The organism is Bremerella sp. JC817, assembly GCF_040718835.1.
Taxonomy (GTDB): domain Bacteria; phylum Planctomycetota; class Planctomycetia; order Pirellulales; family Pirellulaceae; genus Bremerella.
This window is the reverse complement of sequence record NZ_JBFEFG010000191.1, coordinates 1-381: the sequence shown is the minus strand read 5'-3', so window position 1 is coordinate 381 and position 381 is coordinate 1. Positions and strand designations below refer to the sequence as shown.

Below are 381 nucleotides of genomic sequence, written 5' to 3'. Positions count from 1 at the left end.
GCGACCTGACCGAGGCGTCGGTCGTGCACACGGTCGCCGGGGCGGGGCTCGCGTGCCATTACGTGCTCGGGAATAACGACTTCGACCTCGAGGGGATCGAGCGGGCGGTCGGGGCGACCGGCGGGAGTCTGCACGGCTGGGCGGCGGAGCTGGAGCTGGCGGGGCGCCGGGTCGGGGTCACGCACGGCCACCTGACGGGCGAATTCCGGCGCCTGCTCGCGGCCGAGCCGGATTACCTGCTCTTCGGCCACTCGCATCAATAGCTCGACGAGCGGGACGGGCCGATCCGCCAGGTCAACCCGGGGGCCCTCCACCGGGCGAGGGAATGGACCGTGGCGCTGCTCGACACGGATCGGGATGAGGTGCGGTTTCACCGCGTGC

The 381-nt window shown here is 72.2% G+C and carries 1 protein-coding gene; it reads left to right on the top strand.

Translation table 11 applies throughout. The annotated features are described in order from the left end of the window. Window positions 1-263: metallophosphoesterase family protein (locus AB1L30_RS00915; protein ID WP_367011457.1), on the top strand; the 263-nt coding region annotated here is incomplete at its 5' end. Window positions 264-381 lie beyond the last annotated feature (118 nt).